The organism is Cognataquiflexum aquatile (assembly GCF_003316845.1).
In the GTDB taxonomy this organism is placed as follows: domain Bacteria; phylum Bacteroidota; class Bacteroidia; order Cytophagales; family Cyclobacteriaceae; genus Cognataquiflexum; species Cognataquiflexum aquatile.
In genome coordinates this window covers 35,965-51,521 of record NZ_QMIK01000002.1, presented here as the reverse complement: position 1 = coordinate 51,521, position 15,557 = coordinate 35,965, and the positions used below count along the sequence as shown (strand labels likewise).

Sequence of the window (15,557 nt, the reverse complement as noted above, 5' to 3'; positions counted from 1 at the left end):
ATTTGTTATTGGGGGTAAGGTTATTAGGCCACGATAAAATACCAGATAGCTAAAGTGAAAAATGAAATCGGTATCCCGATTCCTACTAGGAGAGAAGCAAGTTTGGGTTCGAGGTCGTGGGTGATGGAAATGATCGATCCCGTAATCATCGGCGCCATGGCAGCCTCCATGACGGATACCTGCAGGATCAAACCTTCCAATCGGAACACATACTTGAAAAGAAGCAAAATCACCAAAGGAATCAGAATAAGTTTGTAGGAAAGTCCATACCAGAGAAACTTTGACTTCAAGGCAGCAAAGTCCATTTTTACCTGCAATCCTACAGAAGTCAAGGCCACAGGAGTCAAAGTAACTGTAACAAGCTGAAGTAATGAATCCAATTTTGAGCCTACCTCAAGTCCATAAAAGTTGAGACCAAAGGCGATCAAAAAGAACAAAAAAGGTGGGAATGTGAGGATTTTTCTTGTGATGTCTCTCTTTCTTTTTTTGCCGACACTATAAATCGATGCCACGATGACTGCCACGCTGCTGACAATAATGAATGACCCGGCCTGATCTATCAGCAAGGCAATTTTGACGCCTTCCTCACCATAAAGTGCCTGTATTATCGGGATTCCGACAAAAGAGGTATTGGCCAAGCCGGCTGTAATCACAAGACATCCTGTGACGGAATTTCCCCAATTGTACTTTTTGCCAAGCAATCCAAAAATCAACCAAGAAAGCCCAAATCCAATCCATGCCGCCGCCACCGGCAACAATAACTCAGTCCGCAATTCGATTTTGGGTAAATACAGCAATGCCAAAGCCGGTAGGACTATGTAAATCAGGTAACTGTTCAGGTACTTGGAGGTATTTGCGGGAACAAATTTGAACCGCTGCAAGAAAAAGCCCAAAAGCAAAAAAACAACAATGAGAATGATGTTTACCATGTACTAAGGTGCCAAAGCTTCTGACCAGGATGAATTTTGGTAATCAAAATAAGGAGTAAATTTTAAAGTTAACACAATCGTAATTTATAATTAACCAATTCCAAAAGTGATTCCTTTTCATTTGTAAGAAAAATAATCAGATATGATGAAATTGATCCCCTTGGTAATTGAAGGAAAGAGAATCGTCCAACTCTCCCAACTCACCATCGATCAGGCCAATGACCTGAGAAGTTGGCTTCCATCAAACAGCATCAAGAAAGTGACTTTTCAAGGATTGGAAATCAGTGATTGTATCTCTTTTGAGACATATGAGTATTGGTTCAGAACCTATCATTCACTCAGCAGGGCTTACGAGACGATTCTGGATTTTTAATCCAACCCAAATCCTTTCCTCTTTTCAGAAAAATATTTTTTTAGATCAGGATAGTATTTGCTCTCCACTTCCGGGATTCCCAAAAGTGTCAGTCCCATATTCCCCTGTGCACTGTCCCAATCTGTTTCCATTGTTTCGATCATAAAAATCACTTCTTGAGTAGACAAGGGCTCAAGACTTTTGGATGGACTCAGGTTGATGTCATTGCCATAAAAATCCACCGCTTCATAGTGGATTATCCCATCCAAAAGGTTGGCATAGATGCTGATTACCTCCCCCCACTGACTTTCAGGAAAGTCCAGTCTTATCAAAAGTACCGATGTAAGCTCGGCTTCAAAATAGGTTTCGGGTCTGAATCTGAAATCAACCATACCGGAAAACTACTCAAAATATGGCAAAAGGTTGTTTTTTAGACTATTCTAAAAATTTAATTCGACAGGGAATAAAATTATGAATGGTAATTTTTGATTAACAATCTTATATATATTTGCGCTATCTGTTTGAATTATTGAGATAAGTGAAAAAATTCCGCGATATAGTCCCATTCCTCAGTCATTTTAGCTTGGCTTTGATGCTCAGCATTTTGGCGAATGGCGTGTTGTTTTTTCACTCTCATGAGCTGAATGGGAAGATCATCACCCACGCCCACCCGATTCTTACTTACGAACAGGAATCACTTCCTGACCATGGACATACAGAAGAGGAACTCATTATCCTGGATCTGATAGAACATGCTGATTATATCGTTTATCAATTTGAAGTTCCAGTACCTGAATTGGTCGTATTTGATCAGAGTTTTGATTCCAAATTTACTTCAACAGAATTTTTTACCTGGTTACAGATTGGATTTGACCACCGGGGTCCGCCTGCTATTGCCTGATTTTTATTCTTTTGAGTTCATCCCGACTCAACCCATTTTCATTTCCATTCATCTTTTCTAGCAATTCAAGCAATGCGACTACTATTCGTAATTGCCCTTACCCTGATTTCAGTTGGGGTATTGGCAGCACAAGACCTTACCATCATAGGACGAGTCCTTGATAAAAACACCAATTCACCTTTGCCGGGTGTTTCAGTTTTCGTTCCCGAACTCAATCGCGGGGTAGTAACTGACCTCGAAGGAAATTTTAAAATTACTTCTCTACCGGAAAAAAACATCACCTTCCAAATATCCTATATCGGATATTCCACCCAAGTTCAGACCGTGAGACCAAGTACCGCAGGGAAGGCTGTTGTGATCCAATTGGAGGAATCTACGACCAATATCGATGAGGTTGTGATTTCAGGAGCTTATATCATGAGCAAGGAAAGCTCTCCTATCAGCATCGAAAAAGTTGACAGGATGGCAATTCTCAAAATGCCTTCACCAAGTCTGATGACTGCCCTGACCAGAACTCCCGGAGTCAATGAAATCTCATTGGGACCCGGGATCAGCAAACCCGTCATCCGGGGGCTTTCATTCAGCCGGGTGTTGTCAGTATATCAGGGAGGAAGATTTGAAAACCAACAATGGGGAGCTGACCATGGTTTGGGATTGACAGAGACAGGTATCGGTAATGTCGAGTTGATCAAAGGCCCCGCTTCTTTGATCTATGGATCAGGGGCGATGGCAGGTGTTGTGAACCTCATTGAGGAAAACGATGCTGCCAAGGGTGATGTAGATGGCTATGTCAACCTGCGGGGATACAGCAATAACCTTGGTTTACGATCTGAAGTCGGTGTCAAAGGAGCTGCTGAAAATGGATTTGTTTGGTCCATGAACGGTGCCTTGGAATCCCATGCCGATTACATTGACGGAAATGGCAGGACCATGGGCAATACCAGGTTCAATACCCAAAACCTCAAAGCAGGTGTGGGACTTCAAAAAAAATGGGGAGATACCCGACTCCGGTATACTTACATGAAGCAGAAGCTCGGTATACTCGATGAAAACAGAATCGATGAATTGGCGACTTTTAGGGGAGACCGCAGTACTCAGGTTCCTTACCAAAACGTAACGGACCATTTTTTCTCCTCGGAGACCAATGTGTTTTTGGGTGAGGACAAGTTCAAAGCCACTTTTGGTTTGCACAAAAACCTGAGAGAGGAACTGGAATCCGGTGGTGCCAATGTGGATTTGGGCCTGAACCAGACCAATGTCATGTATGACCTCAAGTACTTCAAGACACTTAATCCTCATTTGGAAGCGATTTTTGGTGTTCAGGGCTTTGTGCTCAATACCATCAACTACGATGATGCATTGGAATTTCTGATCCCTGATGCCAGAAAAGACGACCGATCTGTCTATGGCTTATTGAATTATAACAAAGACAAATGGGTGATCCAGGGAGGCATAAGGTATGATTACAGAAAAGTGAATGTAGATGCAAGTGCTCCACATTTCATTGATTTCGGATTTATCTTACCGGGAGAACCTGAGGACAGGAAGCTTGAGAGGACATTTGACGGTGTGACTACCAGTGGAGGAGCGACTTTCAGACCAGACAACAAATGGAGATTCAGGTTAAACATCGCTCAGGGTTTCAGGGCACCCGATTTGGCGGAATTGTTTTCCAACGGTGTCCATCCCGGAACAAGAAGATTTGAAAAGGGTAATGCATCTTTTGAAAGAGAACAAAACATTCAGACTGACTTTGGTATCCGTTACAGCGGCAAAGGATTTGCGCTTTCCGGAGAAGTTTTCTACAACAGCATCAACAATTATATTTTCTTTGCCCCTACCGGAGAAGTGCAGGAAGATTTGGATATTTGGTCATTTGAGCAGGCAGATGCCAGGCTTTATGGCGGTGAAATAGAGTTGGACATCCAGCCGACATCCGTCAAATGGATCAGCGGGTCGACTTCTTATGCGATGGTTATCGGTCAGAGAAGAAGTGACCTTAGCTACCTTCCTTACATTCCTGCTTTCCGTTGGAACCAAAATGTGGATTTCAGGTTGAATGATATCGGAATTCTTCAAAAACCATACATCAGTGTATTGGGTTCTTTGGTTTTTGACCAGGAAAGAGCAGCGCCTTTGGAGGAAGCGACACCGGGATATTTCCTTTTGGGGATGAATATCGGAGGAAATCTTAAAGTAGGAAGTAACACCATGGACGTCTATGTCAGCGGTACCAACTTGTTGAACAAAGCTTATTTGGATCACTTATCCCTTTTCAGGCCTTTTGGAGTCAACCAAATGGGAAGGAATATCGCGCTGAATGTGAGGATTCCTTTCTGATAAGAATATAAAAATCATGAATGAATAAAAATATCAAGGTAATATTTTGGGTTTTCTTTTTGGGTCTTTACGCATGTATTGAACCGAAAGAAAACCCTTTAATTACAAAAACTGACCCCAACATATTAGCCATAGGAAATAGTATCACCTGGCATCCACCGGCTCCCGAAATTGGATGGAACGGCAATTGGGGGATGGCAGCAAGTGCTCCGGGCAAAGATTATTTTTCTGTTTTGGAATCTTTGGTCAAATCAAAAAAACCTGAGGCCAATTTAAAAAGTGAAAACGTTTACCCTTTTGAGAGGGGCTTTTCCTCCTTTGACTTTTCTTTTTATGAACACCTCAGGGATTTTAATCCTGATATACTCATTATCAGGTTTGGAGAAAATATTGGAGAAGCTGAGATCAGCGGAAATGAGCTCTCTGAATCAATAAAGTTATTTGTTGATTACCTTGCCAACGGCCGGAAAATGGAAGTTATCGTAACGACTACTTTTTGGTACAGTCAAAAAGTGAATCAGCAACTGACCTTGTCAGCACAGGCCAATAATTGGAAATTGGTCCATCTAACAGATTTAGGATTTAAGGAAGAAAATATGGCCATTGGCTTATTTGCAAATGAAAGTGTTGGCAGGCATCCGGGGGATTTGGGAATGGAAAGGATAGCAAAAAGGATATTTGAGACCTTGAAAAGTTTCATTTGAATGATTTAATCCTTAACCTTTATTCTGGGCAAGGCTGATATTTATTCTTGAAGAGATTTCTCTAAGACGTAGCCATTCTTGGTAATGCAATGGTACTTCTGTATAGCCTTCTATAAATTGGTAGACATACATGACTACCGAAAAAATCGCCCCATATTCTATTGATTCTATCGAAGTCGTCATAACCGTAAAAACCAATAAACCAATGGCGGTAAGCCATGCAAGTGAGTAGTTTACAGTTTCCAGGTCTGAAAGCCTGATATTCCATTTCATAAATCTTTGTAAATGCTGTACTGTTTCAGCGTCATTATTCTTTGTCATAACATCAACTCTTTTTTCAAACTCATCATTCCACCCGGAATTTAGGCGGGTAGTTTTGGAGGATGTCGCTATGTAAACTCCTAGCGTGATGAAAGAAGATATCAAACATCCAATTGCCACCGGAAGATTCAGTTTAAATAGAATAAACATTGTACCAAATAGGCCTACGACATATGTAAAAAGTGATGGCATTGAATTTTCTAAAAACTCAACAATTTCATTTAGCAAACTTAGTTGTGCCGATTTTTTACTTGGAGAAAGTTTGGATTGACTCTTTGCTAATTCCGTTCCCAGATTGACAAAGATGTATCCATAAAATCTTGAGTCAATTAAACGTCGGACGGCTCCTATCAAAATTGTAAAAAAACCCAATATTGATAATTGGAATAATCCTTCGTAGCTTTTATTCAATAGGTCGTCAATCGCAAATCCAATTACCAAAGGGAAAAGCAATTCTCCAATTGATTCAAGTATCAACAACCCAAAAGTCACACTAAGGCGGTTTTTGAATCTGAGGAAAATTTTTTTCATACAAATGGAAGGTTCTTTAAAAGCTTTGATGCTGGAATTCTTAAAATTAAGAAATATTCATATTCTAACAGAAAGGGCTTTGGAAAGGGATAGCGTCAAAAACCCATATTTGATAGTGGGGTCATTGGCTTAAACAAATTTATGGAGCCTTTCACTTTGTACTGGATAAGGCCATAGTATCCTTGGAAGAAAGGGGAATACTTAAAACCAAAATGGTTTTTTAACAAAAATTCTATCAAAATTTGACCTAATACCCATTTAAGGGTTAATGCTGCTATTTTTAAGATTATCCAAGGGGTCTTTGATTTTGATTGCCCTATTCTTCCTTGATTTCATTGGATAATCCGTCGAATAAAACTAATTTTGGCCGACCTATTAAAATACCCCCCCATGAAAAGAGACCAGGCCATTTTTGACCTTATTGCCAAAGAGGAAAACCGTCAAAAAACCGGAATTGAATTGATTGCTTCGGAAAATTTCACCAGCAAGCAGGTGATGGAAGCAGCAGGAAGCGTGTTGACCAACAAGTATGCTGAAGGGCTTCCCGGCAAGCGGTATTACGGCGGATGTGAGATTGTGGATCAGATTGAGCAGCTTGCCATAGATAGGGCAAAAGCGCTTTTTGGTGCTACTTGGGCCAATGTCCAGCCCCACTCCGGTGCCCAGGCCAATGCAGCTGTTTTCTTGGCGGTACTAAATCCGGGAGATCCTATTTTAGGTTTTGATCTTTCGCATGGAGGCCACCTGACCCACGGTTCGCCGGTCAATTTTTCTGGAAAATTATACCAACCTCATTTTTATGGTGTAGAAGAAGAGACAGGAGTCATCGACTATGATAAAGTAGAAGCGAAGGCGTTGGAAGTTAAACCAAAGCTATTGATCTGTGGCGCTTCGGCCTATAGCCGGGATTGGGATTATGAGAGGTTGAGAGACATTGCGGACCAAGTCGGCGCTTTGTTATTGGCAGATATTTCACATCCATCAGGATTGATAGCCAAAGGACTTTTGAATGACCCCTTGGAGTATTGCCATATCGTGACTACCACCACCCACAAAACTCTCCGAGGTCCAAGAGGTGGATTGATCTTGATGCGTGATGATTTTGACAATCCGTTTGGGTTGAAGACGCCTAAAGGTGAATTGAGGAAAATGTCAGCTTTGCTGGATTCAGGTGTATTTCCCGGAACACAGGGAGGACCTTTGGAGCACATCATTGCAGCCAAAGCAATCGCATTTGAAGAGGCTCTTTCTGATGACTACATGGATTATGTCCTTCAGGTCAAAAAGAATGCGGCGGTCATGGCGGATACTTTTGTAGGTTTGGGATATAAGATCATTTCCGGTGGTACTGACAATCATATGATGCTGATCGACCTCCGCAACAAAGACCTGACAGGAAAACTTGCAGAGGAGACTTTGGGCAAAGTGGATATCACCATCAACAAAAATATGGTCCCTTTTGATACCAGATCGCCATTTGTCACTTCCGGAATGAGAGTGGGAACCGCTGCGGTGACCACACGGGGATTGAAAGAAGAAGACATGCGCAAAATAGTCGGGTTGATAGACCGAGCTCTAAAAAACCACGACCAAGAGGCTGAATTGGCCAAAATAAAATCCGAAGTCAACGACTGGATGGTTCAGTTTCCATTGTATTAAATTTCTTAGAAAAAAACGTGGCCTTAGATCAGTATAAAGAAGAGGAAGAAGAAGGCATGTCCTTTTTGGACCATTTGGAGCAGTTGAGGTGGCATTTGCTGCGGTCGGCTGCAGCCATATTAATATTTTCAGTAGCCGCATTTCTGGCAAAAGGGTTTGTTTTTGGGATAATCATTCTTGGACCTTCCAAAGTTGATTTTATCACCTACAGGGTTCTTTGTCAGCTTTCGGATTTATTATCTGTTCCTCCTTTGTGTATTGATGAATTGCCGTTTACGATTCAAAGTAGGCAGATGACGGGTCAGTTTTCCATGCACATGACTTCTAGTATGGTCGTGGGATTGATCGTGGCATTTCCTTATATATTTTGGGAAGTGTGGAAGTTTATCGCACCTGGATTGTATTCCAAAGAAAGAAAGGCTGCACGCGGTGCGGTGTTTTTTGTGAGTCTTCTGTTTTTCTTAGGAACTGCATTTGGGTATTTTATCCTTGCGCCGCTTTCCATTAATTTTCTGGCCAATTACCAATTGGATCCAAGTATCCTCAATGAATTTGACGTTACTTCCTATATAGGGACTTTGAGTATGCTTGTTTTGGCTTCAGCCATCATGTTTCAACTTCCGGTAGTGATTTATTTCCTATCCATGTCAGGATTGGTCACCGCTGCCATGTTGAAAGCCTATAGAAGACACTCTATCGTGGTAATTTTGATTGTATCCGCTTTGATTACTCCGCCTGATGTGGTCAGTCAGATTTTGATTGCCATGCCGATATTGGTGCTTTATGAAGTTGGGATCCTAGTTGCCAAGAGATTGGAAAAGCAAAGGGCTCAGAAGGAATTGGAGGACAACCTGAAATACAAAGACAATGGATAAAGGAATCGCCATAGGAGGAGACCATGCCGGTTTTGAATATAAAACCGAGCTCATCAAAGTATTGGAATCAGCGGGCTATGAGGTCAAAGATTTTGGTCCATATACCGCAGCTTCAGCAGACTATCCTGACTTTGTCCATCCGCTGTGCAATGCCATCGAAGCAGGTGAATTCAAGCAGGGAATCCTGATCTGCGGCAGCGGCAACGGTGTTGCCATCACCGCCAATAAGCATCAGGGAATCCGGGCAGCACTTTGCTGGAATGAGGATCTTGCAGCTTTGGCAAGACAACATAACGATGCCAACGTATTGGCTTTGCCTGCAAGGTTTATTCCTTTTGATTTGGCAGCCAAGCTTGCGGATATATTTCTGACGACAGATTTTGAAGGGGGCAGGCATGCCACAAGGGTGAATAAGATCGCCTGTAAATAACAAATCCTCCTCATGAAAATGGGGAGGATGTTTTTTATGAGACTACCGACCACGGTCGACAGTCCACTGCCACCAGATTTCTAGTTTTGATCATTAAATCTTAGAAATTTTTACTTCTGACTTCCTACTTCCTTCTCAAGCTTTTTTGACAAATTCTGACTTCAAGGCCATGGAACCGAATCCCTCGATTTTGCAGTCTATATTGTGGTCACCTTCTACAAGCCGGATATTTTTGACTTTTGTGCCGGCCTTGATGGGATGAGCAGCACCTTTGACGGGTAGGTTTTTAATAATGGTCACTGAATCCCCATTTGCCAGAATTGCTCCGTTGGAATCCTTTACAACAAGTCCTTCTTCAGCAACTGCTTCCTCAGCTTCCCATTCGAAGCCACATTCCGGACAGACAAATTTGCCTTCCAATTCGTAAGTATATTCAGATTTGCAGGCCGGGCAAGCGGGTAGATTTTCCATGGGGTGAAGGTAAGGGAAGTCTGGCTATTTTAACACATCAAGGTAGAGAATCATCGTGTCGCCTAAAAGCTGACAGCGAGAGCCAAAAAGGTGAGACGGGTCACCTCCGAGGCGACAGCGAGGAGCAAAAAGGCGACACGGATTACCAAAATGACGAGACGTGTCACCAAAAAGGCGACACAGGTTACCAAATAGTCGAGACAGGTCACCTCCGAGGCGACCGCTGTCAGCAAAAAGGCGACCCGTGTCAGTAAAAAGGTGAAATGGGTAGGTAATGAAGTGGGAGGGGGTACTTCGGAAGTACCCCCCTCAACTTGGGAAGTATTCCGGAGGGATGAAATGGTTCTGCCTCCCGGTTATTGGGAATTGCATTTCAGTGGCATAGGATTTTTTTTCAGTGGGAAGTAGCCAAGGATTGAACTTCTCAAAATTGGGATTTTAAATCCCTAAAAATAAGGGGATGGAATTACAAATTCCACCCTACGCATGCTTGAACCTCAAAGCTAAAAGGCAATAGACTACGCCGAGTTGGGGCAACAGCCTTTGATTAGATTTAGTCTTTTCTATTTAATGCATTTAAAGAAGACTTTATTATTTTATTTAATAAATCAGAAGGTTTAAATTCCAATGTATTTAAAATCGAAAGAGCCCTATCAAAAGCTATAAAGGTTACAAAAGATTGCACAATTGCTTTATTATTAATTATTTGTTCTTGGTGAAACCATTCTTCAAAAGAAGAGATATTGGAAAATATTATTACAAAAAAATAAATAGAATAAATAGTGAACTTGATGTTTTTTTCAGAAAGTAAATAGTCTGTTTGTTCTACAATTTTAATTTCTCTTTCAGAATTTCTAGAAGAACTTTCGGACATGAAATTAATAAATTTCCTTATTTGGAAATTAAATAAGACTGCAATAAAAACAGTTAAAGTCCATTTCACATACACAGCAGTGACAGAATTAGAAAAAAAATCAAATTGCAAATACTCGAAAATGGAAAATATGGAAATTGGGATTCCAACAACTAATACAAAATAAATCAATGCATTTTTTATCAAATTTAAGAAAGGAAAAATCAAAACTCCTATCACAATCAAAATTGCTCCAGGCATTGAAATATAAAAAACTAACTTTTTAAAAAATTTACTTTTTATTCGTCCATCAATAAATGATAAAATAATTGTAAAACTTATGTAAGCAATGAAATATAAAATAAATGTATAATCAGGATCATACGTTTGTATTAAGTATATAATGCCAAAGGAAAAAATTATAAAACTTAGAAAAATCGCTATTGCTTTTATTTCTTTTATGTAATTATTCATCCCTCACCCCCTTCCACGATCCAAATCTCCTCCTCTGTCAAGTCATAAAGCTGGTAAACCAATTGATCGATTTGGTTTTCTGGGTTGGTAGTTACGGAGGTTGGTTTTTTTACTTTTAAAATCATCTACAAAGTATGTTTTCTTTTTCAGGGGATTAAGATAAGTTTTTCAGGTGAAAAGGCATTATAGTCTTAGGACAATTATGAATTAAAAATTTAAAATTCTGAATAAGAGTTATGAACCCCAGACGCACTATGCGAATCCTTGGCGGGGCATTCCTAAAAAATAAAGTGGTGGAATTATTAATTCCACAAAGCGGAGCTAACCCCAAAGGTTAAGGAGCGAATTCCCATTTATTATTTCCAGTTACTTTTTGCAAAGCTTCGAGGACAGTTACATAATGTTGTTTCTCAATCGTATCGCCCAACGACATAATATTATTGCTATTACTTCTGACGACAGTATGCCCAAGAGTGGACTGCACCAAAGCAGAATGCCTAACTGTATTAGTAAAACGACTAACATATTCATCGCCTAAGCCTAGCATGTGCCCAAATTCATGCGTAGCGGCTTGTTGTTTTTCATTTATGCTTGAATCCTTTGGATCCTTTGATTCAAATTCAAGGTCATATGAGTCAAATTCTGCAGAATTTATTTTATCCTTTGTCAAGCTCGTTGTCACCGATGACTCCGGACCATGCTCTTTAGGTTTAGGAATTTTTTTAACGTTTACGACATAATGAAAATTTGTATCCACGGCAATAGGGCTAACATATACATGAGCTTTTTGCCCTTTCAAATCTGGGTCAGTAGAGCGAAAGCTGAAATTTTGACTCCATTTAAAATAAATCGTATCAATAAAATTATTCTTCCAAGTTTCTTTCTCTGTATCAGTCCAATTTAAATCAGCTGCTTTTGCTTTCGGATAATTTCCCGCCCCACTATTTATAAAATCAAATTTCAAATTTACATCCAACATTAAAAACCCATAACCCCCAAATGGATCAAAAAAAACATCAAAAAGCCCTGTTCCTGTTGAAGGCTGATGATTCTTCAAACTATATGTTTTTTCCTGAAACTCTTCGAGTTTGGTTTTGCCGCCGACTTTCCTCATTATCATCCGGTTTATCCCACTCCCCTGCTGCACCACATGCGTCAGCTCATGCGCCAATAACTTTTTACCACTTTGGCTATTGGGCTCAAATTTTCCCGAATTGAAATAAATATCTGAGCCATGTGTAAATGCCTGTGCACCCAAGTTCTTACTCATGTCCACAGCAGAGGCTCCGGTGTGTGTTCTTACATTTGAAAAATCAACACCAAAGCCCCGTTCCATTTCTGATCGGGTATTTTTGGGCAAAGGATCACCTCCTCCTTTAGAGGCAAAAAGTTGGGCGGTGGTATGAGGGGAAACTGTATTGGAATCAGAAGTTTGTCTTTTGGCCATCAGGGTGGAATATTCTTGACTGTTATCAGCCTGAAGGAAAACATGAGGTTCATGCTTTCTTTGGATTTCCTCCTCTTTAGGATTTTCTTTTTCTTCTGTTTCGCAAGACTCACATTTGGTTTGAATCAAAGACGAAACGTGGGTTTTTGGAGCGTTTGTTTCTGGAGAATTTGATGGTTTCGGATTAAAATTGTTTTCATTTCTTGGGTTTGTAGAGGAAGTATCGCTTGCCGAAACCGAGATTTTTTGAATTACCTGTTCAGCGACTTGATCCGCCTCTACCTCATATTTGTCACCGGGTTGGTTAACTTGAAGTTTGGTCTGGACATGAGAGGCCGGAAAAAAAGATTCCTTTCCAAGACTCTTTGGCTTGGACTGGGAGTTCTTATTTTCTTTTACAGTTTCCATCTCTCAAAAATATTTTTTACCCAAAAAGAATTGCGATGTTCCTGGGGGTTTTACACTTGTTGCTCAAATTCTCAATCCCTACTTCCCTTCCTTCTCCATTTCCCTCTTTATCCCTTTTACCAATTGATCCTTGGTCAATAAAAAATCATTGCTTTCCAAAGCAGTCAGAGATAAATATTGGACAATGTTGATGATATGGGAGCCTGTCAGTTCGTATTTTTCGGCGATTTCCCTCAGTCCGTTTTCTTTGCCCAGCTTGAATTGGCCTGGCAGGGATTTTTCCCACAATGACAGTCTGTCTTCTGCTTTGGGTGGAGGGAAATAAATGATGGCGTTGAATCTCCTGATAAAGGCAGTGTCAATATTGGTTTTGAAGTTGGAAGCCAAAATCACGAGCCCGTTGTAGCTTTCGATTCTTTGGAGAAGGTAAGAAACTTCCTGATTGGCGTATTTGTCATGTGCATCTCTGACCCCGGTCCGCTTTCCAAAAATCGCATCTGCCTCGTCGAAGAAGAGGATCCAATCTTTATTTTCTGCTTTGTCAAAAAGCATTGAAAGGTTCTTTTCGGTTTCCCCAATGTATTTGGATACGACCATGGACAGGTCGATCCTGAATACTTCCTTTCCGGTGTATTTCGCCAAAAGTGTAGCCGTGATGGTCTTGCCTGTTCCAGGTGGTCCATAAAACAATGCCCTATAACCCGGCTTTATCTTTTTCCCCAGATCCCAATCCGAGAACAAAGTGTCTTTGTGCCTGAGCCAGGACTGAAGTTCATTGATTTGATGCCAGACTTGATCAGGAAGCACAAGGTCTTCCCAGGTCAACCCCGACTGGAGATGTTCTGCCGGGAAATTGATGCTCAATGTCGGAAGGGAAATTTTCCCTGTTGTCAATACTTCTACGTATTCGGGGTCCATGACCAGTCTGCCACTCATTCGGGGTTCGCCGGTTTTGACAGACTCCAAAGACAGAATCCTGTGTTTTATCAATGGATTGGATTGGTCAAGGATCGGGAGGTAGTTTAATCTTGCCTGAATATCCATCCCCGCCAAAATGAAAAGAACGGTTTCCCCAGTGGGAATCAGGCCTCTGTGCTGATCGGATTTTGTCCCGCCAAACTCTGGAAAATCCCCGCCCTGAGGCAGATATTCTCTTATAACCCTATCAAAAAAACCGGGTAACAGATGCGGAACCAAAGCAGCGGAAAGCAGAATGATGTTTTCATCACTTAAGTTGTAATGGTCGATAAATGAAAAAATCGGATCTGGGTTCTGGATGGCGGAAAGATCAAAAGGCTCTTTTTGAAAAGGCTTTTCATGGAAAAAATTTTCCAGTCTTGACCGAACGGTACTTTCTAAATATTTGAAAACCTGATTAAAAGTACTCGCCATACATTTCTGTTAAGAAGCAACGTGTGTTGGTATAGGTGTGCAACAATTCCATGTTCCCCCGACTCTTCTCCTGCCTGCAACATAACCCAAGAAGTCATCTCCGGGATTGGTGAGCGTGGCCTGTAATATACCGGCATCCGCCACCGAACTTGCAACAAATGTGGCAGGAAGTGTTTTTGTGGTATAAAGCGTCCCTCTCATCACCCAATTTCCGCTCGAACCAGGCCTCAATGGTCTGGTAAACATGTCATTTACTCCGGCAACCATAGGACGGACATTTCCGACTGCATCCACCCGCCAAGCTTCCCAATACCTTCGGATCGGGGTCCAGCCGGTGTATGCTGTACCGTTGCACATTTGTGCATTGAAAGTGTTGTCGATGCGTTGGATTATGAAGCCGTTTCGCATGGTAGTCCTGAAGGCCACTTGCCAGTTGAACTCAAATGGAAGTCCCGGTGCGCAGGTATTGTATGTTCTCGGGACAACATCTACTGTATCCACGGTATTGTCGACGGCCAATGTTTCTGCTTCATGTGCAGCACCTTCCGCATTGAGTTCTGTCAAAATCGTCTGTGTGGTATCTGCACCCATTTTTCCATCCTGGGTCAAATCAAACATGGCCTGCCATCTTACCAATGCTTCTACAAACTCTTGGTCAATCACCGCAGGGTATTTATCGATGCCGATTACATCCCGCACATTCATGATGTTAAATGGATCATGGAATCTTCGTTGGTTCCAAGTAATGGCTGCCTGGATCTCTGCTTCGGTCAATTCCACTGCTTCCGCTGTTTCGTTTGGTGGTTCCACTGCCAAATCCCTTTGGATCATGGCACCACCGATTCCGACGTTTTCATCCAAATCTTCTGCCAAACCTCCTTTTCCTTTCTGCTGCACGACATGGGTGAGTTCGTGGGCCAACAATTTCTTTCCCTCGTATGTCTTTGGGTTATATTCCCCGGTTTTGAAAAAAATATTGTTTCCCGTAGTAAATGCCCGGGCATTGAGTTTTCTGTTCAGCTGGTTCGATTTGGTATCATGGTGGATTTTGACATCTTGAAATCCTGTCCCAAAGCGCTCCGACATGGAAGATTCGGTATCGGAAGGCAACTTTTGGCCGCTTGATTTGGCCGTTTGGATTGCATTTTCAATTTCGGAGTTTACCGGACCTTCCTGTCCATTGCCTTTCATCTGCACTTTTTCCTCTTCTTCGCATTCGGCACATTTTTTTTGGATGTCTTTTGAGGAAACAGGTGACAGTCTCAACCCCGACATCCCGGCAGGCTGCGTATCCAAATTCTTTCCTTCCGTCGATACCACCTTTTCCGCAACTTCATCGGCCTCTTTTTCATATTGGTCACCGGGGCTGCTGACGGTAAGTTTTGCTTGGAAAAAAGTCCCGCTTTGTTGGGGATTCTTTTTCTGCTCTCTATTTTCTTTGGAACTGGTGATGGCCATAGTCATTTTGAT

16 protein-coding genes are annotated in these 15,557 nt (G+C 41.6%); 7 read left to right on the top strand and 9 right to left on the bottom strand.

What is annotated here, in order from left to right:
• Positions 1-23 precede the first annotated feature (23 nt).
• Positions 24-929 carry an AEC family transporter gene (locus tag DQW11_RS06630; protein ID WP_113923284.1) on the bottom strand — a complete coding sequence of 302 codons (906 nt, stop codon included), beginning with the start codon at positions 927-929 and terminating at the stop codon, positions 24-26.
• Positions 930-1,071: 142 nt separating this feature from the next.
• On the opposite strand from DQW11_RS06630, the gene DQW11_RS06625 reads away from it, so the two are divergent.
• Positions 1,072-1,302, top strand: coding sequence for a hypothetical protein (locus DQW11_RS06625; protein WP_113923283.1), 231 nt, complete (start codon positions 1,072-1,074; stop codon positions 1,300-1,302).
• On the opposite strand, the gene DQW11_RS06620 is transcribed toward DQW11_RS06625, so the two are convergent.
• A complete protein-coding gene (locus DQW11_RS06620) occupies positions 1,299-1,673 on the bottom strand; it encodes a UDP-glucuronosyltransferase (protein WP_113923282.1) in 375 nt (124 codons plus the stop codon). The genes DQW11_RS06625 and DQW11_RS06620 overlap by 4 nt on opposite strands.
• A gap of 146 nt (positions 1,674-1,819) precedes the next feature.
• Here DQW11_RS06620 and DQW11_RS06615 point away from each other — a divergent pair, with 146 nt between their 5' ends.
• The 3 genes from DQW11_RS06615 to DQW11_RS06605 all read left to right on the top strand — a co-directional run bounded on the left by DQW11_RS06615 (position 1,820) and on the right by DQW11_RS06605 (position 5,226).
• Entirely contained in the window at positions 1,820-2,182 is a 363-nt protein-coding gene (locus tag DQW11_RS06615; RefSeq protein WP_232826699.1) for a hypothetical protein, read from the top strand.
• Positions 2,183-2,254: 72 nt separating this feature from the next.
• Positions 2,255-4,522, top strand: coding sequence for a TonB-dependent receptor (locus tag DQW11_RS06610; protein WP_113923280.1), 2,268 nt, complete (start codon positions 2,255-2,257; stop codon positions 4,520-4,522).
• 20 nt (positions 4,523-4,542) lie between these two features.
• Positions 4,543-5,226, top strand: a complete 684-nt coding sequence (locus DQW11_RS06605) for an SGNH/GDSL hydrolase family protein (protein ID WP_113923279.1) — start codon at positions 4,543-4,545, stop codon at positions 5,224-5,226.
• Positions 5,227-5,238: 12 nt separating this feature from the next.
• Here DQW11_RS06605 and DQW11_RS06600 read toward each other — a convergent pair whose 3' ends face one another.
• Positions 5,239-6,078: an ABC transporter six-transmembrane domain-containing protein gene (locus DQW11_RS06600; RefSeq protein ID WP_113923278.1), complete on the bottom strand. Its 840-nt coding sequence runs from the start codon at positions 6,076-6,078 to the stop codon at positions 5,239-5,241.
• A gap of 390 nt (positions 6,079-6,468) precedes the next feature.
• Here DQW11_RS06600 and glyA point away from each other — a divergent pair, with 390 nt between their 5' ends.
• From glyA to rpiB, 3 genes are read left to right on the top strand one after another with little or no spacing between them, the layout of a single operon-like run.
• Complete coding sequence (gene glyA, locus DQW11_RS06595; RefSeq protein WP_113923277.1) at positions 6,469-7,737, top strand: serine hydroxymethyltransferase; 1,269 nt, start codon at positions 6,469-6,471, stop codon at positions 7,735-7,737.
• Between the two features lie 17 nt (positions 7,738-7,754).
• Complete coding sequence (tatC, locus tag DQW11_RS06590) at positions 7,755-8,612, top strand: twin-arginine translocase subunit TatC (protein ID WP_113923276.1); 858 nt, start codon at positions 7,755-7,757, stop codon at positions 8,610-8,612.
• The gene (rpiB, locus tag DQW11_RS06585) at positions 8,605-9,042 is read left to right on the top strand and encodes a ribose 5-phosphate isomerase B (RefSeq protein WP_113923275.1); all 438 of its coding nucleotides are present in this window, start codon (positions 8,605-8,607) and stop codon (positions 9,040-9,042) included. The genes tatC and rpiB overlap by 8 nt, the downstream gene beginning before the upstream one ends.
• Before the next feature lie 135 nt (positions 9,043-9,177).
• On the opposite strand, the gene DQW11_RS06580 is transcribed toward rpiB, so the two are convergent.
• The 6 genes from DQW11_RS06580 to DQW11_RS06560 all read right to left on the bottom strand — a co-directional run bounded on the left by DQW11_RS06580 (position 9,178) and on the right by DQW11_RS06560 (position 15,545).
• A complete protein-coding gene (locus tag DQW11_RS06580; RefSeq protein WP_113923274.1) occupies positions 9,178-9,513 on the bottom strand; it encodes a zinc ribbon domain-containing protein YjdM in 336 nt (111 codons plus the stop codon).
• 553 nt (positions 9,514-10,066) lie between these two features.
• Positions 10,067-10,840 (bottom strand): hypothetical protein, encoded by a 774-nt coding sequence (locus DQW11_RS06575; protein WP_157966061.1) that lies wholly within the window; start codon positions 10,838-10,840, stop codon positions 10,067-10,069.
• On the bottom strand, positions 10,837-10,965 hold the full coding sequence (locus DQW11_RS22530; protein WP_262511050.1) for a hypothetical protein: 129 nt from the start codon (positions 10,963-10,965) through the stop codon (positions 10,837-10,839). Before DQW11_RS22530 ends, DQW11_RS06575 begins: the two co-directional genes overlap by 4 nt.
• A 209-nt stretch (positions 10,966-11,174) precedes the next feature.
• Positions 11,175-12,695, bottom strand: coding sequence for an eCIS core domain-containing protein (locus DQW11_RS06570; RefSeq protein ID WP_113923272.1), 1,521 nt, complete (start codon positions 12,693-12,695; stop codon positions 11,175-11,177).
• A 78-nt stretch (positions 12,696-12,773) separates the two neighbouring features.
• Positions 12,774-14,087: an ATP-binding protein gene (locus tag DQW11_RS06565; RefSeq protein WP_113923271.1), complete on the bottom strand. Its 1,314-nt coding sequence runs from the start codon at positions 14,085-14,087 to the stop codon at positions 12,774-12,776.
• 9 nt (positions 14,088-14,096) lie between these two features.
• On the bottom strand, positions 14,097-15,545 hold the full coding sequence (locus DQW11_RS06560) for an eCIS core domain-containing protein (protein WP_157966060.1): 1,449 nt from the start codon (positions 15,543-15,545) through the stop codon (positions 14,097-14,099).
• Positions 15,546-15,557 lie beyond the last annotated feature (12 nt).

What these genes read in the sequence shown, in the direction of transcription:
- DQW11_RS06625 (WP_113923283.1), top strand. Translation starts at nt 1,072, where the DNA reads ATGATGAAATTGATCCCCTTGGTAATTGAAGGAAAGAGAATCGTCCAA.
- DQW11_RS06600 (WP_113923278.1), bottom strand. Translation starts at nt 6,078, where the DNA reads ATGAAAAAAATTTTCCTCAGATTCAAAAACCGCCTTAGTGTGACTTTT.
- DQW11_RS06605 (WP_113923279.1), top strand. Translation starts at nt 4,543, where the DNA reads ATGAATAAAAATATCAAGGTAATATTTTGGGTTTTCTTTTTGGGTCTT.
- DQW11_RS06610 (WP_113923280.1), top strand. Translation starts at nt 2,255, where the DNA reads ATGCGACTACTATTCGTAATTGCCCTTACCCTGATTTCAGTTGGGGTA.
- DQW11_RS06560 (WP_157966060.1), bottom strand. Translation starts at nt 15,545, where the DNA reads ATGGCCATCACCAGTTCCAAAGAAAATAGAGAGCAGAAAAAGAATCCC.
- DQW11_RS06565 (WP_113923271.1), bottom strand. Translation starts at nt 14,087, where the DNA reads ATGGCGAGTACTTTTAATCAGGTTTTCAAATATTTAGAAAGTACCGTT.
- DQW11_RS06570 (WP_113923272.1), bottom strand. Translation starts at nt 12,695, where the DNA reads ATGGAAACTGTAAAAGAAAATAAGAACTCCCAGTCCAAGCCAAAGAGT.
- DQW11_RS06575 (WP_157966061.1), bottom strand. Translation starts at nt 10,840, where the DNA reads ATGAATAATTACATAAAAGAAATAAAAGCAATAGCGATTTTTCTAAGT.
- glyA (WP_113923277.1), top strand. Translation starts at nt 6,469, where the DNA reads ATGAAAAGAGACCAGGCCATTTTTGACCTTATTGCCAAAGAGGAAAAC.
- DQW11_RS06580 (WP_113923274.1), bottom strand. Translation starts at nt 9,513, where the DNA reads ATGGAAAATCTACCCGCTTGCCCGGCCTGCAAATCTGAATATACTTAC.
- rpiB (WP_113923275.1), top strand. Translation starts at nt 8,605, where the DNA reads ATGGATAAAGGAATCGCCATAGGAGGAGACCATGCCGGTTTTGAATAT.
- DQW11_RS06620 (WP_113923282.1), bottom strand. Translation starts at nt 1,673, where the DNA reads ATGGTTGATTTCAGATTCAGACCCGAAACCTATTTTGAAGCCGAGCTT.
- DQW11_RS06630 (WP_113923284.1), bottom strand. Translation starts at nt 929, where the DNA reads ATGGTAAACATCATTCTCATTGTTGTTTTTTTGCTTTTGGGCTTTTTC.
- DQW11_RS22530 (WP_262511050.1), bottom strand. Translation starts at nt 10,965, where the DNA reads ATGATTTTAAAAGTAAAAAAACCAACCTCCGTAACTACCAACCCAGAA.